Below are 21,427 nucleotides of genomic sequence, written 5' to 3'. Positions count from 1 at the left end.
TTTTAAGTCTTTCGACTATCTTTTTAACAACCAAAGAAATTGTCAGTACTCTTAAATGATTTATTCTCTTGTTTTGTAAGCACCGTTTCCAGTACTTACTTACGCTGTCAATTCAATATGTTTATGAACTTTTATTCTCTTTCTCTAAGACCTATATCGCTTAGCGGGTGCAAATATAAAACTTATATTTAAACTCGCAACACTTTTATTAAAAAAAAAGATTCTTTTTTTTTAATACCGTGATTTCAATAAGGCTTTGTGAACTTTCCTAAAACTACAATATGATTGCTGTGTTTCGGGGTGCAAATATAAAACGCTTTTTTTAGTTTCACACTACCTTTTTAATTCTTTTTTTTGACAAATAGCATTTAATTATAAAACCACTTTATTTTCAATGTGTTAGACCTGATTATTTTTTATGAGTATACACAAATAAATAACTTTTGTTTGTCCTTATTATATAGCCTCTATTTTTTAAGTACTTACAACAATCCACTCCTATAGGGTCCAAACATAGTCACCACGCCCTACCCCATTGTCTATTTATATAATAATTATCTAGAGATCCACAGGCTTCAAGCTTAAAACAAGTCCGACGTTAATATTTTAAAAGCACAAGTCCTCAATGTCTTTGAAATTTGGATTAGTAACAGAACGTTTGCGTTAGGGGTTGAGGCTTTGTTGGAGCTCTCCCGATTTTTCTTCGGGAAGCGACTGCCGAAGACCCGACCTCCATTCAAAACAACAGCGTGTTTTGTATGGGGGTAACGCCCAAAAAATTTAAGTGAGAAATAAGCGCCATTTGGTGTTGCTTGATTATTTAGAACCTATTATCTTTGCTTTTCAGATTTAAAATTATTTATGATACATATCACATTACCTGATGGCAGTGTAAAGTCCTTTGATAAGGGGACAACACCAATGGATGTTGCTAAGAGTATTAGCGAGGGATTAGCGAGAAATGTAATTTCTGCAAAGTTTAACGATACAATTGTTGAGGCATCGACGCCTTTAACCACCGATGGATCGTTGACCTTATATACCTGGCAAAATGACGAAGGGAAGAAAGCATTCTGGCATTCGTCTGCTCACGTTTTAGCACAAGCTATTCAGGAATTATATCCAGAAGCTAAATTAACGATTGGACCGGCTATTGAAAACGGGTTTTATTATGATGTAGATTTTGGAGAAACTAGTATTTCTGACAAAGATTTTAAAACGATAGAGACCAAAATGCTTGAGATTGCACGCGGGAAACACGATTTTAAAATGCGTGATGCGTCAAAAGCAGAGGCTTTAGAATTATATAAAAACAATGCTTACAAGACCGAGCTGATTGAAAACTTAGAAGATGGTACCATTACATTTTGTGACCACTCTACGTTCACCGATTTATGTCGTGGCGGACATATTCCTAATACAGGAATAATTAAAGCTGTAAAAATACTTTCGGTTGCAGGTGCTTATTGGAGAGGTGATGAAAACAACACGCAATTAACACGTGTTTATGGTATTTCATTCCCGAAGCAAAAGGAACTGACGGAGTACTTACATTTATTAGAAGAGGCTAAAAAGAGAGATCACAGAAAATTAGGTCGCGAATTAGAATTGTTTACCTTTTCTCAAAAAGTGGGTGCTGGTTTACCGTTATGGTTACCAAAAGGTGCAGCATTACGTGAGCGTTTAGAGAATTTTTTAAAGAAAGCTCAGAAAAAGGCAGGCTATGAGATGGTGGTAACCCCACATATCGCACAAAAAGAACTGTATGTGACTTCTGGTCACTATGCAAAATATGGAGAAGACAGTTTTCAGCCTATACACACACCAAAAGAGGATGAAGAGTTTTTATTAAAACCAATGAACTGTCCGCATCACTGTGAAATTTACAATCACGCCCAATGGTCGTACAAGGATTTACCAAAGCGTTACGCTGAATTTGGAACGGTTTACCGTTACGAACAAAGTGGTGAATTACACGGTTTAACGCGTGTAAGAGGCTTTACTCAAGATGATGCACATATTTTCTGTACACCAGATCAATTAGATGCTGAATTTAAAGAAGTTATAGATTTAGTATTATATGTATTTGGTTCTTTAGGCTTTGAAAACTTCACGGCACAGGTATCCCTAAGAGATCCTGAGACACCAGAAAAGTATATTGGTAGTTTAGAGAATTGGGAAAAAGCAGAGCAAGCAATTATAAGTGCTGCTAAGGATAAGAATTTAAATTACGTTATTGAAACTGGCGAAGCAGCCTTTTATGGTCCGAAATTAGACTTTATGGTTAAGGATGCTTTAGGTAGACAGTGGCAATTAGGAACGATACAAGTAGATTACAATTTACCAGAGCGTTTTGAATTGAGTTACAAAGGCAGTGACAACGAAATGCACCGCCCGGTAATGATTCACCGTGCTCCTTTTGGAAGTATGGAACGTTTTATCGCTATTTTATTAGAGCATACAGGAGGTAATTTCCCGCTTTGGTTGATGCCAAATCAGGTCTCTGTGTTAACTCTTAGCGAAAAATACGAGAAATATGGTGAAAAAGTTTTAAATTTGTTAGAAAATTACGAAATTCGCGCACTTCTAGACAATAGGAATGAAACTATTGGAAAGAAGATTAGAGAAGCCGAAATGAACAAGACGCCATATATGATTATTATTGGTGAGAATGAAGAGAAAGAAGGCAAAATATCTGTAAGACAACATGGTGGGGACGACTTAGGCACGATTAGTGTAGAAGAGTTCTCGGAAATTGTTTCCACAGAAATCAATAAAACATTAAAACAATTTTAAAAATAAGTTTAACTAAAATATTTAAGTCATAGCAATACGTAGAAAAAGATCAAGAGGACCTTTAAGAGTCATTAAAGAAGACCAACACAGAATTAACTCTAAAATTAGAGCTGAGAAAATACGTCTGGTTGGAGAGAACGTTGAAGTAGGAATATATTCAACAAAAGATGCTTTAGCAATAGCAGAAGAACAAGAGTTAGATCTTGTTGAGATTTCGCCAAAAGCTGATCCTCCTGTTTGTAAAGTTATGGATTATAAGAAGTTTCTTTACGAACAGAAGAAACGCGATAAAGCAATAAAATCTAAAGCGTCTAAAGTAGTCATTAAAGAAATTCGATTTGGACCACAAACCGATGATCATGATTATGAGTTTAAGAGAAAGCACGCTGAGAAGTTTTTAAAAGAAGGGGCTAAATTAAAAGCCTTCGTATTCTTTAAAGGACGATCGATAGTGTTTAAAGAACAAGGACAAATACTCTTGTTACGATTAGCTCAAGATTTAGAAGAGCTTGGTAAAGTTGAGCAGATGCCTAAATTAGAAGGTAAACGTATGACTATGTTTATTGCTCCTAAAAAGTAAATTCCCTTCAAAAAGGAAAAGATATTATAAGCGAAATAATTAAAACTAAGACACAAGATGCCTAAAATGAAAACAAAATCTAGTGCTAAAAAGCGTTTCAAGCTTACTGGTACTGGTAAAATAAAAAGAAAGCACGCGTTTAAAAGTCACATTTTAACAAAGAAATCTAAAAAACGTAAGCTTGCTCTGACTCATGATACATTAGTACATAAAGCAGACGAAAACAATGTTAAAATCATGTTACGTTTAAAGTAATATTTTTTTAACCGGTTAAACAATTATAAACCCTGGAGTTAGGCTCGGACTTAAAAATAATTAAGACACCACAAAGTGTTCTTTCTAAGAACCGCCTACTACAAAACACATTTAAAATATGCCAAGATCAGTAAATTCTGTAGCTAAAAGAGCCAGAAGAAAAAAGGTGCTTAAACAAGCAAAAGGTTACTTCGGACGTCGTAAAAACGTTTGGACAGTAGCAAAAAACGCGGTTGATAAAGCGATGCAATACTCGTACAGAGACCGTAGAGTTAAAAAGAGAACATTCCGTGCGTTATGGATTACGCGTATTAACGCAGGAGCTAGATTACACGGTATGTCTTACTCACAATTTATGGGGAAATTAAAAGCTAATAATATCGAATTAAACCGTAAGGTTTTAGCTGATTTAGCGATGAATAACCCTGCAGCATTTGAAGCTGTTGTAAACAAAGTAAAGTAAGGCATTTTGCCAATTAAAAACTATCATTTCGCTTATATATGGAAATCCGATTCTTAATTGAATCGGATTTTTTTTGTCGTTATAATTACTAAGGGTATCACAATACCCTTAGCATTCTACGCAGTAAATCTTATCTTTACGCTAACCCAAACTTTAATTATGGATTTATCCCAAGTAAAATTGGTTATTACAGATATGGACGGCACCCTACTCGATTCGAATCATGAGGTGAGTCCGAAATTTTTTGAATTGCACAGCGCCTTACGAGAACACGATATACTATTTGTAGTTGCTAGTGGGAGGCCCTATTATAGTCTTATAGATAAGCTAGCACCCATTAAAGATGATCTTATTTTTATAGCCGAAAATGGAGGCTTAGCCATACACAAGGATCGCGTTTTACTTTCTACACCCATTGAAAAAAGCAATTTACAGAATCTTGTAACATTAATAAACACTCTAGAAGAGACACACCCTGTATACTGCACAAAGGAAAAAGCGTATGTAAAAAGTAAGTCTGCTGCATTAATGGGGCTATTGTCTGAATACTATAAAAATTATGTAATTATAGATGATGAAAGTGAGATTACAGAAGCGGTTTATAAAATTGCTTTATATCATGAGGAGAGCTCGGAGCGCTACATTTATCCGCATGTAAAACATCTAGAACAGCATTTTAAGGTAAAAGTATCTGCTAACCATTGGGTAGATCTTTCTGAAAACTTAGCTAATAAAGGACACGCTTTAGCATTAATACAACAACATTATACTATCTTACCTTCAGAAACTATGGCTTTTGGCGATTACAATAACGATATTGAAATGCTCAACTTGAGTTATTTTAGTTATGCCATGGGGAATGCCCATCCATTTGTGAAAGAAACAGCACGTTTTGAAACCAAAACAAACAATGAAAATGGTGTAGAACACATACTTGAGCAGTTGCTATTAGCTAAAAAAACATTGGTAACTTAAGCGCAGACGACTACATTGAAACCAGAACAATTTCAGCGAGGTATAATATATTCTTTGGGGTGTGCTAAGTGTATCTCCAGCTTAAACTTACTTTTTATGAACAGCAGATATTTTAAGCGTTTCTTCTTTTCCTTTTAGTTGTAAATCACCTATAAAGCGTGTTGACAGTTTATCACTTAGAATTAAATCTACTAACAACTCATTAGAACACAGTAAATACTCCTTATATTTATTGCATTCTCCTTGAATTCGTGCTGTGGTATTTATAACATCCCCGTGGTATGCGATTTCTTTTTTCACACTTCCTACTTCGGTAACAATTAGTTTTCCACCATGAACACCAGCTTTAAATGTTGGTGTTAATCCGTATTTTTTGGTATAGTACTTAGCTCTTTTTTCTATACGATGATCGAAGTGAAAAAAAATTTCCAAACAGTTATTATTCTTAATACCATTTTTATAATCCCAACTCAATACGGCTTCATCTCCCACATATTGATAAATTTGAGCGTTATACTTACCGACTATACGATTGAGGTCGAAAAAGCAATCTTGAATTAACTCACTATACTTAAAATGACCTAATTTCTCTGCGATGGTTGTCGATGCTTGAAGATCAAGAAACATAAAAACACGCTTCTCTTCTCTAGGTTTTCGGTATTTACCAATTAGAAAATTAAAGAATACACCGCTACCAAACTTATCGTTCGCTATTTTAAAAAAGGAAAATATAAGTGACCAAATAATAAAATAGGCTACCACAAGCCAAAACACTTGATTGGTTTGCCACCACCCTATCTCATCATTATCTAAATTTAAATCCATTGTTGCTTCTACCAAACGAAAAACATAAGACAATGCCGCGATTAAACCTATGAGATAAATAATCGATTTTTGTAATAAAACGACACCCAAAGATAAATTTTTAGACAGGTAATTGTCGTAAAGATACTCGACAACGGCAAACAAAGTACCTATGATACTCCCTAAAATAACTCCTAAGTATAGAATCTCTTTAATAAGTGACTCGCCATTATCGATACCTTCCTCTTCACCAAGTGCATGGTATCTGATAAAAATAAATAGGCAGAAAGCGAAAGACCAAAATAAAATGGTTGCCGATAGTAACTTAAAAAACTTTATAAAATTAGGTTTCAATAGATCGTAGTTTTTGCATTTTAGTGCGTGTTCAAATCAAGAATCAGCCGTATAAGAAAACGTGAGACGAGTCGCATGAATCACATAGTATATTGCTTAAACCGATTAACATTCTATTATTATCCGTCTATCACCATTAAAAATCAACACATGTATTGCGGATATTTTCGAATTATTATTATCAATCGTGTGATATCAAATCAGCTGACGTACTGATTAATCATTTAATATAAAATCTTTTGATGACATAGCGCACGATTTCCGCTAAAAAATTGAGCGTACTTTTTTAGTGAATCTCTAAATACTAGCTGTTCTAAATTGCTGGTCCCCCGTTTGTTTAACGTGAATACAACTAAGATTATAAACAGAAGTGTATTACGTCTTTTGTTTCTTTTTGCGGGCTGCAGGAAAAAGCACATTATTTAGTATCAGTCGGTAGCCTGGTGATGTCGGATGTAAATCGAGTTCTGTTTTTGGATCCCCAACTTTATGGGTATAATCTTCAGGATCGTGGCCACCATAGAATGTAAAGAAGCCTTTACCTTTGATACCGTGAATGTATTTGGCTTCCTGGTTAGAACGGTTTTCTCCCATTACCAAAACAGTTGGTTTAATTAGCTCACGAGAAAAAGACGTTGTTTGTCCCATAAACCCCTTGACTAGGGCGGTATGATTTTGGCAAAGCATGGTTGGAATAGGGTCCCATTTCGCTGAGAAATCCATAAGCGAAAAATAATCCGTTTCTTTTGGAATAAGTCGTTTACTCGTCATATCGATACTCGAGAACTCGTAAACTAACGGACTGCGTTCGAGTATAAAATCGGTAAACGCCATGGTTTTTTGATAATCTAATTTAGATTGGTAATTGGCTTCACTAGGATCGCCATCGAACATGGGTTCACAGATATCGACACCAGCTGCCGATAGCGCAATATCGAAGCTGTCGGTTGCACTGCACATGGCGAACATAAAGCCACCACCAACAACATAATCTCTAATTTTCAGGGCTACATCACGTTTTGCTTCAGAGACTTTATCATATCCCATTGATTTTGCTAAGGCTTCCGCTTCCTTTTTCTCTTCGATATACCATGCTGCATTTTTATAGTTTCTATAAAACTTACCATATTGCCCGGTAAAATCTTCATGGTGCAGGTGTAGCCAATCGAATAAGAGTAACCCATCCTCTAAAACTTCGGTGTCATAAACGGTTTCATAAGGAATTTCAGCATAAGTTAAAACCATAGTAACCGCATCGTCCCATGGCAGTTTACCATTAGGTGTATATACAGCAATTTTGGGAGCTTTTTCTAATACCACCGCTTCCATGTTTTTACTAGGACTGCTTATGGTTTCAAGAATCTCTTCGGTACGTGCATCACTCAAAACCTCGAAGCTAACGCCTCTAATTTGACACTCGCGTTGAATCGCTTTAGAATCTGGGAGTAAAAAGGAACCCCCTCGGTAATTAAGCAACCACTTTACTTTAATGTCTTGCGTTAATGACCAGTAGGTAATACCGTAAGCCTTTAGATGATTTTTTTGCGTTTCGGCATCCATAGGTATAAGGATATAGGATGCGAAAGCATTTGAAGATAATAGGATAAATGCGATGTATAAAAAATATTTTTTCAATTTTTGTTTCATTTAATAGCGTTCCATCCTCAGTGTGGATCACAATATTTGCTGAGGAAGATACGGTAATAGAAAGATACTTAAAAATAATATTCTAAAATCCGATTTTGGTTTTATTTCACATTTATCTCAAGCGCAAGGACCTTTTTTAAGATATCAATTCTGCTATGCCCTTGGTGCTTTTAAATTGTTCGAATATTATTTTTAAAAACACTGTAATAGGGATTGCCATTATAAGTCCGGGAATACCCCAAATAAAGCCCCAAAACATAAGCATAACCAATACCGTGATAATATTAATCGAGAATGATTTACCCATAAATATAGGTTCTAAAATTGAACCAAATAGTACTTGAACTCCAGAGATAGCGATAATAAAAAACAATAAGGTACTACTCGTTTCCAATTCTACAAAAGCAAAAATAGAGAGTAAAATAATGGTTATAAAGGACCCTACCATTTGCACAAAATTAATCAAGAACGCGAAGAGTCCCCAAAAAATAGGAAAACTCACATCGAAAGCATAACAAGCCAATGAAATACCTACTCCAGTTAGAAAGCTTACAAAGAACTTAACTTTAATGAATTTAATAAGATCTTTCTCAATTTTTCTAAATGTTTTTATGGAGGTATGTTTTTTCTTTAAGAGTGTTTTATTCAGTAGTTTTTCGATATTGATAGACTCAGCTAACCATAGTACCGCAAAAAAGGTTGTCATTAATAAAGCCGTTAAAAAGCTACTAACAAATCCAAAAGTAGAGCCAAAGTTATTTACTAAAGCATCTTGATTGATATAGCTCGATAGTTTTTTATCGGCCGGGGTTCCTGTTGCGGTTCCAAAAAAGGATTCGACATCAAAAATAAGAGTCTTAATTTTTAGTTCTGCTTTGTCAAAAAATTGGGTATCGGAAGCTAGGATTTCTTTACTGGACAATTTAACCAATTCGGCACCTAGTTTAATACCTAAAAATATAATAATTAGAACTATAAGTATACTAATTATTTTAGGCACTTTACGACGTGTTAATAAGCGCATTAATGGTAAAAACATTAAAGCGATAAACATAGAGAACACCAATGGTATAAATATAAACGATAATACTTTAAGCAGATAAAATATTATAGGTACTACTATAACCAATAGTAACATATTTGTGGTGCGAAGTTTATCCATTTTGGCTTATTACAAGTTTTAATTTTTTAAAACACAAAAGTACTAAAAAAGTTTTGTGAACTACCGTTTTTTAGAAGGGAACATCGTCATCTTCTGGTCCGCCAAAAGCATCTTGTGGTGATGCTGAAAACCCTGAAGAACTAAACGTATCTTCTCCTTGGTTTTCATTCATTTTACTGTGAAATTCTTGTCCGAAAGGCGTATCGAAATCATCAAGGTTATCGAACTTACCAAGGTTACCAATAAATTTAAGACGAATATTCTCTAAACCACCATTACGGTGTTTTGCAATAATAAACTCGGCTTGACCTGCTGTTGGCGAATGCTCGTCATCATCCCATTCATCAATTTTATAGTATTCGGGACGATAAATAAAGGAAACAATATCGGCATCTTGTTCGATTGCTCCAGACTCACGTAAATCGGATAATAGCGGACGCTTACTTCCTCCCCTAGTTTCTACAGCACGTGATAACTGCGATAGGGCAATTACAGGCACACTTAATTCTTTAGCTAGGGCTTTTAGGTTTCTAGAAATTGTAGAAATCTCCTGTTCACGATTCCCTCCACTTCCTGCAGCAGTCATTAACTGCAAGTAATCGATAATAATCATCTTAATACCATGTTGTGAGGCCAAACGTCTTGCTTTTGCACGTAAATCGAAAATAGAAAGTGACGGCGTATCATCGATAAATAGCGGCGCTTTTTCTAAAGCTTTCACTTTTACGTTTAATTGCTCCCACTCGTGTTTTTCTAATTTTCCTGTTCTTAATTTCTCTGAAGACAATCCTGTTTCACTAGAAATTAAACGTGTAATTAGCTGTACCGAAGCCATCTCTAGGGAGAAAAAAGCAACGGGGATATTTTGGTTAACCGCGATATTCCTAGCCATAGATAAGGTTAAGGCGGTTTTACCCATACCTGGACGTGCAGCAACAATAATTAAATCACTTTCCTGCCAACCTGAGGTTAACTTATCTAACTTATCGAAACCTGAAGGCACACCACTCATACCCTCTTTTTTAGAAATCTCTTCGATTTTCTTTTTGGCTTGGATAACTAAGTCTTGAGCAGTTTCACTCGACTTTTTAATATTCCCTTGCGTTACTTCATACAGTTTAGATTCGGCTTTATCCAATAAATCAAAAACATCTTGTGTCTCGTCGTAAGCATCTTCAATAATTTCACTAGATATTTTAATAAGACTACGCTGAATAAATTTCTGTAAAATAATTCGCGCATGAAACTCAATATGTGCCGAAGAAGACACTTTTTGAGTTAAAGAAATAAGATAAAAATCACCTCCAGCCGCTTCTAGTTTAGCATTGGTCTTTAATTGCGTAGAAACGGTTAATAAGTCAATTGGCTGACTTTCTTGAAACAACATAAATATCGCTTCAAAGATATGCTGATGCGCTTCTTTATAGAACGCATCGGGGCTTAAGATATCGATAACTTCATCCACACCCTTTTTATCGATCATCATCGCTCCAAGCACAACTTCCTCTAAATCAGTTGCTTGCGGTGGTATTTTCCCACGTTCAAGATTTATAATCTTGTTTTTGTCGACTTGATAGCCTTTTAATTGATTAGGTTGATTCATAAAAGCTAAAGTAAATAAATTGTTATGATAATGTGAATTATAAAGTTAATCAATCTTAACAGGTAATGAACAAATTAACTGTTAATAACTTGATTTTCTTGTTAATAAGCATAAAAAAATCTGAAAGACCAGCTTTCAGATTTTATTCTATAAAGATTTTAAAGCGTTTAGCCTTTGTACACTCCCATTTGAGAATATTTATCCATACGCTGACTCACCAAATCTGTTGATGATAACTTTTTTAATTCGTCGTATGCTTTTTCGATTGCCGATTTAACTGAAGCAAATGTTTTAGGACGGTTACTATGAGCTCCACCAAGTGGTTCTTTAATAATTTCGTCTACAAGCTTCATTTTTTTCATATCAGAAGCCGTTAATTTTAAAGCTTCGGCTGCTTGTTCTTTATACTCCCAGCTTCTCCATAAGATTGAAGAACAAGATTCTGGTGAAATCACAGAATACCATGTATTCTCTAACATCATTACTTTATCTCCAACGCCTATACCTAAAGCCCCACCTGAAGCACCTTCACCGATTACAATGGTAATGATTGGCACTTTTAAACGGGTCATTTCTAATATATTTCTTGCAATTGCTTCTCCTTGTCCGCGTTCTTCAGCTTCTAAGCCTGGATAAGCACCTGGGGTATCTAATAATGTAATCACTGGAATACCGAACTTCTCGGCAGACTTCATTAAGCGTAATGCTTTACGGTATCCTTCAGGATTCGCCATACCAAAGTTTCTGTATTGACGTGTTTTGGTATTGGTACCTTTTTGCTGACCGATAATCATATAGCTTTGGTCACCAATTTTTCCCAATCCACCAATCATAGCTTTATCATCTTTAAAACCACGATCACCGTGTAACTCTAAAAACGTATCTCCACAAAGGGCTTCGATATAATCTAAAGTATATGGTCTTTCTGGGTGACGCGACATTTGAACACGTTGCCAAGGGGTTAGATTTTTATATATATCTTTTTTGGTATCCTTTAATTTTTGCTCTATTTGCTTACAAGTTTCAGAAACATCTACTTCACTTTCTGAACCAATAATTTGACATTTCTGTAGCTGTTGTTCTAGCTCTTTAATCGGTAATTCAAATTCTAAATATTCCATGGGGAAATATTGTTTAATTTTTTTGTTAGTGTACAAATATAAAAACTTTAATTGTCTTATGTGTTAAGACCGTTTTCTTTTTATATATTTTATGTTTTTAATAATTCCATTAAGTAAGACTGTGCCTAGTATTATAGCGGCTCCAAAATAAAATGACGTCGACATTTTTTCTGAATCCGGAAACAGCATAAGTGCTAATATAATACCGTAAATGGGCTCTAAATTATAAGTTAAAACCACTGTATACGGGCTTATATAACGCATAACATGTACAGATGCTATAAATGCATAGGCGGTACAAACTGAGGCTAAAATAATCAAGTAACTCCAATCTGACATACTAATATTGAAATGATTTGCAGTAAATCCGTTGCCAAAAAAGTAAATGAATAGCGATATAAATAAGACACCACTTAAAAATTCATAAAATGAAATTTTAGTAGCCGAGTGTGATTCTAAGAACTTTCCATTTAGCACGGCAAATAATGAGGATAAAAAGGCTGATAAGATGCCTAGAACAATGCCGTTAACGTAACGAATTTCACCTTGCATTAATATATACACTCCCATAATGACAAGGCATCCAAAAATAATTTCATACCAAATAACTTTGCGCTTATAGATCAAAGGTTCTAATAACGAAGCAAAAAAAGCGCCCGTAGAAAACATGGCTAAAGCAATAGACACATTAGAAACATTGATAGCGCCAAAAAAAGTAATCCAGTGTAAAGCAATGACTACCCCTGCTCCTGCTAATTTATAAAGTTCTTTAGGAGCTACTTTAATATTGATCTTTGCAATTTTAATATAAATAAACATTAAAATTGAAGCGATAAGCATGCGATACCATACTAATGACACCGCTTCTATTGTGATAAGTTTTCCTAGAATAGCCGTAAAACCTGCAATAAAAACTAGAAGATGTAAATGCAGGTAATTTTTAACTTTATCGTTTAGCATTGATAAGCAGAATAATAGCTATAATTCCGAAAATAATATTGGGGAACCATACAGCCAATAATGGAGAAAAGTCTGATTGTGAGGCTAGCGTTCCAAATATTTTATCGAAAAACACGAACACCATGGCAATACAAATACCAAATGCTAAATTGACCCCCATACCTCCTCTTCTTTTTCTAGAGGAAACGGCCACCGCAATAATGGTTAAAATAAATACTGAAACGGGCAGACTCCATTTCCTGTATAACTCCAATTTATAGCGTCCTATATTGGATGAGCCGCGTTTTTCTTCACGATCTATAAAATGTACTAATTCAGTATACCTTAGGGTTTCTGCAATATATTCTTCAGGCGTTAAATCTTCTAAATCAAAAGAGAACAAGGTGTCTTTACGACGTGTAACCTCAAGAATATCATTGCTTTCCTTAATTTTTCTTTTGACATAATTATTTAAACGGTACGTAGAGTCTTTATCAATAAAATGAATTCTATCGGCACTAATTTTAAAACTCATTTTACCCCTATTAAAGTGTTCTAAGGTGAAATTTCTTCCTGTTTTAGTTTTAGGGTCGAAATTACTAACATAAATAATATCATGATCATTAATCTGTTTTAGCACATTTTTGTTGACCTCTTTTCTTCCTTTTAAATACTTGTATTGGAAATCATTAAATCCTTTACTAGCGTTTGGAGCTAGGTATAAACCTAATAAAATAGAAAAAACAGCAACAATGCTTGCACCGATAATATAGGGTCTTAAAAACCTTGAGAAGGATACTCCCGAGCTCAAAAAAGCTACAATTTCTGTATTATTCGCCAGTTTGGAAGTAAACCATATAACCGATAGAAATAAAAATAAAGGAAATAGTAGGTGAGCAAAATAAATGGTGAAATCTAGAAAATAGAGTAACACCTCTCCGAAAGGTACATTTTTATCTATTATTTTACCAATCTTTTCAGCGAGATGAACAGTTATCCCAATGGGAATAAACAGCATAATCATCACTGCAAAAGTTAGTAGATAACGTTTTAATATGTACCAATCGAGTATTTTCAAGGTTTCGATTTAAAATCTCTACGAGTAGAGTAATTTATGGATTTTTCGTTTTAGAAATTTAGGTTGCAACACTAAACTTTAGGATAAAAATACACGTTATAATTTACTATAAACGGGTATCCATTTGTTTAACCATTTTATCTTTCCAAGTTCTAAAATCTCCTGCTAAGATATGTTTTCTTGCTTCTCTAACCAACCACATATAAAAACCTAAGTTATGTATGGTAGCAATTTGTTTTGCCAACAGCTCATTCACACTAAATAGGTGGCGTAAATAGGCTTTAGAATATTCTGTATCAACAAAGGTTATTCCCATCTCATCGATTGGAGAAAAGTCTTCACGCCATTTTAAATTTTTAATATTTATTGTCCCGTTTGCCGTAAACAACATACCATTTCTCGCATTACGCGTTGGCATAACACAATCGAACATATCTACACCTAAAGCAATATTTTCTAAGATATTTATTGGTGTTCCAACGCCCATTAAATAACGGGGTTTATCTTCAGGTAGAATATCGGTAACCACTTCTGTCATCGCGTACATTTCTTCGGCTGGTTCTCCTACAGACAGGCCTCCAATGGCATTACCTACGGCTCCCGCATTTGCTATATATTCGGCAGATTGTTTACGTAAATCTTTATAAGTACTCCCTTGAACAATAGGAAAAAAGGCTTGAGAATAATCGTATTTAAAGGGTATTTTATCGAGGTGTTTTATACAGCGATCTAACCAACGATGCGTCATATGCATCGAGCGTTTTGCGTAGTTATAATCACAAGGGTACGGTGTACATTCGTCGAATGCCATAATTATATCGGCACCAATACTACGTTGAATTTCCATTACATTTTCTGGTGTAAATGTGTGGTAACTTCCGTCTATATGTGACTTAAATTTAACGCCTTCCTCTTTAATTTTTCTATTAGCAGATAAAGAATACACTTGATACCCTCCTGAATCGGTTAAAATATTTCTATCCCAATTCATAAATTTGTGCAACCCGCCAGCTTTTTCTAATACATCAATTTGAGGTCTTAGGTATAAATGGTAGGTATTTCCTAAAATAATATCAGGATTAATTTCCTCTTTTAATTCTCTTTGGTGAACACCTTTTACAGTACCAACGGTACCTACGGGCATAAAAATCGGGGTTTCAATAACACCGTGATCGGTAGTCACTACTCCCGCTCTTGCGTTACTTTGTATATCTTTTCCTTTTAAATCGAATGTCATAGTGCATTATAATCTTCAGTTCGCAAACCTACTATAATTTTTTAATTTATAAATTCTATTTATGATTATTTTAGGCTGATTCCCTCTTTTATACATGAAAATACACTTCCCCCTTAGAATATATAGAATCAGTTCATTATATAAAACATTACCGTATTATAAGGCGTGGATTGCCTTCCGCTTTAAAAATTGTTAGCAAATTATTGTGTTTCGTTAATAAGTGCGTTTAATCTGTTTTGATTAACCTTTATAATAAACTATTTTTGCTGTATATAAATTAAGCTAAATACAATGCCAAACACACAACAACTAGAAGACATTACAACCCAGGTACGTAGAGATATTTTACGTATGGTTCACAAAGTAAACTCTGGTCATCCTGGAGGTTCTTTAGGCTGCGCAGAATTTTTTGTAGCACTTTACAACGAAATCATGGACAGAAAGGACGGTTTTGATATGGACGGGATTGGAGAAGATTTATTTTTCCTATCTAACGGTCACATCTCACCGGTTTACTATAGTGTTCTTGCACGGGTAGGTTATTTCCCTGTAGACGAGTTAAACACGTTTCGATTATTAAACTCTCGTTTACAAGGTCACCCAACCACTCACGAGGGCTTACCAGGGATTAGAATTGCTTCTGGATCACTAGGACAAGGTATGAGTGTGGCTTTAGGTGCGGCTCAAGCCAAGAAACTTAATGGCTGCAAGCATTTAGTGTATAGTTTACACGGTGATGGAGAATTACAAGAAGGTCAAAACTGGGAAGCTATAATGTATGCTGCTGGTAATAAAGTTGACAATATAATCTCTACAATTGATTTAAACGGACAGCAAATTGATGGTTCTACGGATACGGTATTATCTTTAGGTGATGTACGCGCTAAATTTGAAGCTTTTGGGTGGATTGTTATAGATATTGAAAAAGGTAATAATATAGAGGCGATTTTAAAAGGAATGGCTGAAGCGAAATCTAAAACTGGGAACGGAAAACCTGTTTGTGTATTACTACACACAGTAATGGGTAACGGTGTCGATTTTATGATGCATACACACGCATGGCACGGAAAGGCTCCTAACGACGATCAATTGGCTGAAGGTTTACGCCAAAACGCTGAAACTTTAGGAGATTATTAAAACCAACATACTCCCTAAAGGAGACCTTTTTTAAATTTAAGTTTAATTAAATAGATTTCCGTTTTCACGGAAAATTAATATGAAAACATACGAAAACACAGGAAATAAAGATACACGTTCAGGTTTTGGAGCGGGATTAACAGAGCTTGGAAAAACAAACGAAAATGTCGTTGCCTTATGTGCCGATTTAATAGGATCGCTAAAAATGGATGATTTTAAGAAAAATCATCCCGAACGTTTTTACCAAGTTGGTATTGCTGAAGCTAACATGATTGGTTTGGCTGCCGGATTAACAATTGGAGGAAAAATTCCTTTTACAGGAACCTTTGCTAACTTCTCTACAGGTCGTGTTTATGATCAAATAAGACAAAGTGTAGCTTACTCTGGTAAAAATGTAAAAATTTGTGCTTCTCACGCCGGTTTAACTTTAGGTGAAGATGGAGCAACACACCAAATATTGGAGGATATTGGCTTAATGAAGATGTTACCAGGGATGACAGTAATTAACCCTTGTGATTATAACCAAACAAAAGCAGCGACTTTAGCGATTGCAGATCACGACGGACCGGTTTACTTACGATTTGGAAGACCATCGGTAGCAAACTTTACTCCAGCCGATCAGAAGTTCGAAATAGGAAAAGCACTACACCTTGTAGAAGGTGCCGATGTCACTATTGTAGCTACTGGTCACTTGGTTTGGGAAGCTTTAGAAGCTTCAAAAGCACTGAATGAGAAAGGTATTTCGGCTGAAGTTATAAATATTCACACCATAAAACCTTTAGACGCTAAAGCGATTATCGATTCTGTTAGCAAAACAAAATGTATTGTAACTGCAGAAGAACATAATCACTTAGGAGGTTTAGGAGAAAGTGTTGCTCGTGTATTGTCTCAACACCTACCAACCCCTCAAGAGTTTGTAGCAACAAACGATACTTTTGGTGAGTCTGGTACGCCTGCTCAACTTATGGAGAAGTACGGATTAAACAGTGATGCTATTGTTAAAGCTTGTGAAAAAGTTATAAAAAGAAAATAAAATAGATTAGTTGTCGTTTTAATAAATCACAAATAAACGATAACTATGAAAAAATTAATGACAACCGCTTTGTTTTTAGTGGCAATCACTTCGGTTTTTGCCCAAAAACAAGGCGGTTTTGGTTTAAAAGGAGGTGTTAATTATAACGCAAATGGAGATTATTATGATTCGGCAACAAACACCTACGAAAGTCCAGAATCCGTAATAGGTTACCACCTTGGTGTATTTGCGAAAATTGGAGATCAATTATATTTCCGCCCAGAACTCATGTATTCTAAAACCGAATCTGAATACACCTCTGGGAACTTCGAATTACAAAAATTAGATGCGCCACTTTTGGTCGGGCTAAACATAACAGGACCATTACAAGTATTTGCCGGACCTTCGTTACAATATATAATCGACTCCGATTTTGAGAACGCAACTATAGGTAGCTTTAAAGACGATTTTACGGTCGGTCTTAATTTGGGTATCGGTTTAAGTTTTGATAAAATTGGAATCGACCTACGTTACGAAAGAGGTTTTAACGACAATGAAGCATCAGTAATTAACGACAATATCACTATTGACAGCAGTCGTTTAGATGCGCGTGCAGATCAACTTATACTATCGCTTTCTATTTTATTATAAACATATATAAATGACAAAAAAAGCCATCGCAATTGCGATGGCTTTTTTTGTCATTTATCTTGTCGATTAACTACTTTGGTTAGACAAGCTTACTGTGGCATCTAAATAGTTTGGAATACCATTTCCGTTTGTATCATCGTTAGTTGGGTCTCCATCTTCATCAATATCTTCGTATATTGTTATCACACCATCACCATCATCGTCATTATCAACGAAGTTTGGTAATCCATCACCATCCGTGTCGTCGTTAAAACCATTACCATCCCCATCTAAATCTTCTAAATGAGAAGGCACTCCATCAGAATCATAATCAGTATCACTTCTAGTAATTACACTAAATCTAAAAAATACAGGAGAATAACTTGGTATATTAGTTAATTCAGAAGAAAAATATCCTAACCCAGAAGGAATAAAAACAGCTCCGATACCATGATTATGGTAAACAGTTTCACCACTATCATTGTCAGTAAACCCCTGAGATGTTTTAAATCTGACTAATCCTTCTCTAAACCCTCTAATAACACCTAATTCGTCTCCAGCTGTTGTTAAATTAAACGAGGTATTTACAGTTACAGCACTATCAAAGACAGTACCATTTGGCACTGTTCCTTTATACAAAACTGCAGCTTTATCTAGACGATGAACAGACTCTCCTAAACCTTCTCTAACCTTTAGAATATATAACTTATATTCAATATCATCCTGAGTAACAGTATGCAATTCAAGTTTTGGATAAGTTGCGCTATCCAAGAAATCTATAATAGCTAAATCTGTAGATGTATCTGAAAGTTCAGTAAACTCTATGCTGTAAGAATCATTTGGCGTAACAGTAGGAGGTGTTGTAGTTAAATCACTATACATTGGGTTGTTCTGAAACTCTGCATAATTAAAAGTATGACTTTCTAAAAACGCCTCTATTTCGGCTATATTCTCATCATAAACCTCTTGTCTATCTCTTTCCACGAATTCAGCTTCTACCTTTTCGTCTTCATCACAAGAAGTTACACTTATTCCTAAGGCAAAACATAGTAAGAACAATTTTGTTATTTTCATAATGCTTATTTTTGCTGCAAGATAAGTTTAAATATAATTTTGTACAATATCATTAACATAGAATTTAAATTATTTATATGCGTATAGACAAGTATTTATGGTGTGTTAGATACTATAAAACCAGAAGCATTGCAACAACCGCTTGTAAGAAGGGTCATGTTAAGGTAAACGGACAAGCTGTTAAACCAAGTCGTGATGTTTTTGCTACCGATAAAATAGAAGTCCGCAAAGACCAAATTAACTATTCCCTGACGGTTTTAGACGTGCCTCCAAATCGTATTGGCGCTAAACTAGTAGACCTATATAGGGTAGATACTACCCCGAAATCTGCTTTTGAAGCTCAAGAGTTATTAAAATATGCAAAAGATTACTACCGTAAAAAGGGAACGGGACGACCAACAAAAAAAGATCGAAGAGATATTGATGATATCTATAAAGAAAATGAATCATAAAAATTGGTTTTAATACCAATTCCATTTTATATTTGAACAAAATAACTTCCTATGACAACTTTAAAAAATAGTATTCTATCTCACGATGAGATTATTCATAAAATTAAAAGAATTGCTTATCAGATTTATGAAAGTAATATGGATGAATCCGAAGTTATTTTAGCGGGCATTGATAGTAACGGTTATATTTTAGCGAAAAAACTTAAAGTTGTTCTTACAAAAATATCACCTATCAAACCTATACTATGTAAAGTAAGCATCGATAAGAAAAACCCACGCGAAGCGATAAAGACATCTTTAAAACCAGAAGAGTACGCTAATAAATCGGTGGTATTAATAGACGATGTACTAAATTCAGGAACCACCTTAGTTTATGGGGTGAAACATTTTTTAGATGTCCCTTTAAAACAATTTAAAACAGCTGTTTTAGTCAACAGAAACCACAAGAAGTTCCCAGTAAAAGCTGATTTTAAGGGTATTTCACTTTCTACATCATTAAATGAGCACGTCGATGTTTCTCTTGACGAGAAACCATTTAAAGCCTATTTAAAATAGCTTGTCTTGAAGTTCTTTTAGAATGATTTCCGCACTATTATTTGCATTAATAGTAATATCAGAAAGGTTATAAAAATTAGAACGTTCAAACAAGTGCTTACCTATAAACTCTGTAAGTAAATCATCGGTTTCGATATGACTTATTAAAGGACGTTGCTCTTTTTCGGACTTTAAGCGGGTCACTAAAGTAGGAATGGAGGCTCGCAAGTACACAGATCGTGTATTACTTGCCGATTTAATAAGTTCCATATTATTATAATAACAAGGTGTTCCTCCTCCTAAAGAAATAACAACATCATCCTTACCATCTAACAACTCCATTAAATAGTTACGCTCTACTTTTCTAAAATAAAGCTCTCCTTGCGTTTCAAATATAGATTTTACGGATTTATTTTCTTTCTCCTCTATATAATTATCTAAATCGATAAACTGATAGTTAACCTTTTTTGCAAGTTGTTTTCCTATAAAAGACTTCCCAGAGGCCATATATCCTAAAATAATTATTTTCATTTGGTACGCTTAAGAATTGATTTTTAAAAACATAGAAAATTGATTTACAAAAAAACGAAAAAAAAATCAATCCAGACTTGTGAAATTGATAAAAGGTTATATCTTTGCACCCGCAATAAGGCAACAAAAAACAATGACCTGGTAGCTCAGTTGGTAGAGCATCTCCCTTTTAAGGAGAGGGTCCTGGGTTCGAGCCCCAGCCCGGTCACTAAAAAAGTTAAGCATCGCTTAACTTTTTTTTTGCCTTGTAGTTTTTTAAACTCGCGCACGTGGCGAAATTGGTAGACGCGTTGGCTTGAGGGGCCAGTGACCGCTTTAGGTCGTGGAAGTTCGAATCTTCTCGTGCGCACAATTAAATCCTTGTTAGTCCTTATTCTATAGGAGTTTCAAGGATTTTTTATTTCGCTATCCTCCCCATAATACACCTACAATAAACTACAAATATCTAAATTATACTTTGTGGTCTCGTTTATTTTTTCTATATTTACTACTTCATTATGAATCTCTTAGTTGAGATAGCAACCTGCAATAACAAGCGAAGGTGCTTTAACAATGAGCCTTTACAAAGGAAAAAAATGTATCATTTCTCTTTATTTAAGATTATCCGGTTAACATAATGTTTTAAGAAACCTTATACATTATAACTATGCAAACTGAATTAATTAAACTAAAAGTTAAACACCCTTTATTACTAGAAGAATCACAACTCTCTAATAAAAAGGACCAATTAAACCGAAACTTATTAGCGCTTATTAAGGAAATCAAAACACAAATTTCCATACACTCCAAATCAACAATTATAGCGCGTTTTAAATATCTACTAGAGCACAGAATACCCAAATTTTCTAGAAACACGACCTATGAGGACCTCTCGACATCAAAAGTAGATTGGACCACCAAACTTTACACTAAAAAATCACTAAAAAACATACTAAGTATTTTAATAGAACACACAAAGACGACACCTAATTATGAAGCTATGGCAAATAGTGTATTGACTTTTATTGGATCATTCCTAAATGTTGTGTTTAGGCAAAAATTGT

21 protein-coding genes, 2 tRNA genes and 1 riboswitch are annotated in these 21,427 nt (G+C 34.8%); of the genes, 13 read left to right on the top strand and 10 right to left on the bottom strand.

Translation table 11 applies throughout. The features are described from left to right. Positions 1-861 precede the first annotated feature (861 nt). The 5 genes from thrS to BLV64_RS14020 all read left to right on the top strand — a co-directional run bounded on the left by thrS (position 862) and on the right by BLV64_RS14020 (position 5,069). Positions 862-2,796 carry a threonine--tRNA ligase gene (thrS, locus tag BLV64_RS14040; protein WP_092136660.1) on the top strand — a complete coding sequence of 645 codons (1,935 nt, stop codon included), beginning with the start codon at positions 862-864 and terminating at the stop codon, positions 2,794-2,796. A gap of 70 nt (positions 2,797-2,866) precedes the next feature. Further along, complete coding sequence (gene infC / locus BLV64_RS14035) at positions 2,867-3,376, top strand: translation initiation factor IF-3 (protein WP_262484292.1); 510 nt, start codon at positions 2,867-2,869, stop codon at positions 3,374-3,376. Between the two features lie 57 nt (positions 3,377-3,433). Beyond that, positions 3,434-3,631, top strand: a complete 198-nt coding sequence (gene rpmI, locus BLV64_RS14030) for a 50S ribosomal protein L35 (RefSeq protein ID WP_026753164.1) — start codon at positions 3,434-3,436, stop codon at positions 3,629-3,631. 118 nt (positions 3,632-3,749) lie between these two features. Continuing rightward, the gene (gene rplT, locus BLV64_RS14025) at positions 3,750-4,094 is read left to right on the top strand and encodes a 50S ribosomal protein L20 (protein WP_092136656.1); all 345 of its coding nucleotides are present in this window, start codon (positions 3,750-3,752) and stop codon (positions 4,092-4,094) included. Between the two features lie 159 nt (positions 4,095-4,253). Then, positions 4,254-5,069 carry a Cof-type HAD-IIB family hydrolase gene (locus tag BLV64_RS14020; RefSeq protein ID WP_092136654.1) on the top strand — a complete coding sequence of 272 codons (816 nt, stop codon included), beginning with the start codon at positions 4,254-4,256 and terminating at the stop codon, positions 5,067-5,069. An 87-nt stretch (positions 5,070-5,156) separates the two neighbouring features. On the opposite strand, the gene BLV64_RS14015 is transcribed toward BLV64_RS14020, so the two are convergent. The 8 genes from BLV64_RS14015 to tgt all read right to left on the bottom strand — a co-directional run bounded on the left by BLV64_RS14015 (position 5,157) and on the right by tgt (position 15,014). Beyond that, positions 5,157-6,227, bottom strand: a complete 1,071-nt coding sequence (locus BLV64_RS14015; protein ID WP_092136652.1) for an adenylate/guanylate cyclase domain-containing protein — start codon at positions 6,225-6,227, stop codon at positions 5,157-5,159. Positions 6,228-6,602: 375 nt separating this feature from the next. Next, complete coding sequence (locus BLV64_RS14010; RefSeq protein ID WP_092136662.1) at positions 6,603-7,787, bottom strand: asparagine synthetase B; 1,185 nt, start codon at positions 7,785-7,787, stop codon at positions 6,603-6,605. Between the two features lie 223 nt (positions 7,788-8,010). Continuing rightward, positions 8,011-9,036 (bottom strand): AI-2E family transporter, encoded by a 1,026-nt coding sequence (locus BLV64_RS14005; protein ID WP_092136650.1) that lies wholly within the window; start codon positions 9,034-9,036, stop codon positions 8,011-8,013. Between the two features lie 70 nt (positions 9,037-9,106). Continuing rightward, positions 9,107-10,639, bottom strand: a complete 1,533-nt coding sequence (gene dnaB, locus BLV64_RS14000; RefSeq protein WP_092136648.1) for a replicative DNA helicase — start codon at positions 10,637-10,639, stop codon at positions 9,107-9,109. A 167-nt stretch (positions 10,640-10,806) separates the two neighbouring features. Beyond that, entirely contained in the window at positions 10,807-11,760 is a 954-nt protein-coding gene (locus BLV64_RS13995; protein ID WP_092136646.1) for an acetyl-CoA carboxylase carboxyltransferase subunit alpha, read from the bottom strand. Positions 11,761-11,823: 63 nt separating this feature from the next. Next, a complete protein-coding gene (locus BLV64_RS13990) occupies positions 11,824-12,720 on the bottom strand; it encodes a DMT family transporter (RefSeq protein ID WP_092136644.1) in 897 nt (298 codons plus the stop codon). After that, the gene (locus tag BLV64_RS13985) at positions 12,707-13,777 is read right to left on the bottom strand and encodes an LptF/LptG family permease (protein ID WP_092136642.1); all 1,071 of its coding nucleotides are present in this window, start codon (positions 13,775-13,777) and stop codon (positions 12,707-12,709) included. Before BLV64_RS13985 ends, BLV64_RS13990 begins: the two co-directional genes overlap by 14 nt. A 106-nt stretch (positions 13,778-13,883) precedes the next feature. Then, positions 13,884-15,014 carry a tRNA guanosine(34) transglycosylase Tgt gene (tgt, locus tag BLV64_RS13980; protein WP_092136639.1) on the bottom strand — a complete coding sequence of 377 codons (1,131 nt, stop codon included), beginning with the start codon at positions 15,012-15,014 and terminating at the stop codon, positions 13,884-13,886. 291 nt (positions 15,015-15,305) lie between these two features. On the opposite strand from tgt, the gene BLV64_RS13975 reads away from it, so the two are divergent. From BLV64_RS13975 to BLV64_RS13965, 3 genes are all read left to right on the top strand, one after another. Next, the gene (locus BLV64_RS13975; RefSeq protein WP_092136637.1) at positions 15,306-16,151 is read left to right on the top strand and encodes a transketolase; all 846 of its coding nucleotides are present in this window, start codon (positions 15,306-15,308) and stop codon (positions 16,149-16,151) included. A gap of 79 nt (positions 16,152-16,230) precedes the next feature. Continuing rightward, positions 16,231-17,184 (top strand): transketolase family protein, encoded by a 954-nt coding sequence (locus tag BLV64_RS13970; protein WP_092136635.1) that lies wholly within the window; start codon positions 16,231-16,233, stop codon positions 17,182-17,184. A gap of 45 nt (positions 17,185-17,229) precedes the next feature. Next, a complete protein-coding gene (locus BLV64_RS13965) occupies positions 17,230-17,814 on the top strand; it encodes a porin family protein (protein ID WP_092136633.1) in 585 nt (194 codons plus the stop codon). Positions 17,815-17,880: 66 nt separating this feature from the next. Here BLV64_RS13965 and BLV64_RS13960 read toward each other — a convergent pair whose 3' ends face one another. After that, positions 17,881-18,867 carry an FKBP-type peptidyl-prolyl cis-trans isomerase gene (locus BLV64_RS13960; protein ID WP_092136631.1) on the bottom strand — a complete coding sequence of 329 codons (987 nt, stop codon included), beginning with the start codon at positions 18,865-18,867 and terminating at the stop codon, positions 17,881-17,883. Positions 18,868-18,944: 77 nt separating this feature from the next. Here BLV64_RS13960 and BLV64_RS13955 point away from each other — a divergent pair, with 77 nt between their 5' ends. After that, positions 18,945-19,319 (top strand): RNA-binding S4 domain-containing protein, encoded by a 375-nt coding sequence (locus BLV64_RS13955; RefSeq protein ID WP_092136629.1) that lies wholly within the window; start codon positions 18,945-18,947, stop codon positions 19,317-19,319. 51 nt (positions 19,320-19,370) lie between these two features. Then, a complete protein-coding gene (locus BLV64_RS13950; RefSeq protein ID WP_092136627.1) occupies positions 19,371-19,874 on the top strand; it encodes a phosphoribosyltransferase family protein in 504 nt (167 codons plus the stop codon). Here the strand turns inward: BLV64_RS13950 and BLV64_RS13945 are convergent. Continuing rightward, positions 19,866-20,384, bottom strand: a complete 519-nt coding sequence (locus BLV64_RS13945; RefSeq protein WP_092136624.1) for a shikimate kinase — start codon at positions 20,382-20,384, stop codon at positions 19,866-19,868. The genes BLV64_RS13950 and BLV64_RS13945 overlap by 9 nt on opposite strands. Positions 20,385-20,519: 135 nt before the next feature. Here BLV64_RS13945 and BLV64_RS13940 point away from each other — a divergent pair. From BLV64_RS13940 to BLV64_RS13930, 3 genes are all read left to right on the top strand, one after another. After that, positions 20,520-20,592, top strand: a tRNA-Lys gene (locus BLV64_RS13940). Between the two features lie 55 nt (positions 20,593-20,647). Then, positions 20,648-20,733: transfer RNA gene (locus BLV64_RS13935), tRNA-Leu, on the top strand. Positions 20,734-20,871: 138 nt separating this feature from the next. Next, positions 20,872-20,969: riboswitch (SAM-I-IV-variant riboswitch) on the top strand. Between the two features lie 61 nt (positions 20,970-21,030). Beyond that, positions 21,031-21,427, top strand: a 397-nt coding sequence (locus tag BLV64_RS13930; protein ID WP_143034181.1) for a hypothetical protein, incomplete at its 3' end; no start/stop codon positions are given.

The organism is Bizionia paragorgiae, from assembly GCF_900107625.1.
In the GTDB taxonomy this organism is placed as follows: domain Bacteria; phylum Bacteroidota; class Bacteroidia; order Flavobacteriales; family Flavobacteriaceae; genus Bizionia; species Bizionia paragorgiae.
Note: the sequence above shows the minus strand (reverse complement) of the source record. Positions and strands in the feature narration are given on the sequence as shown.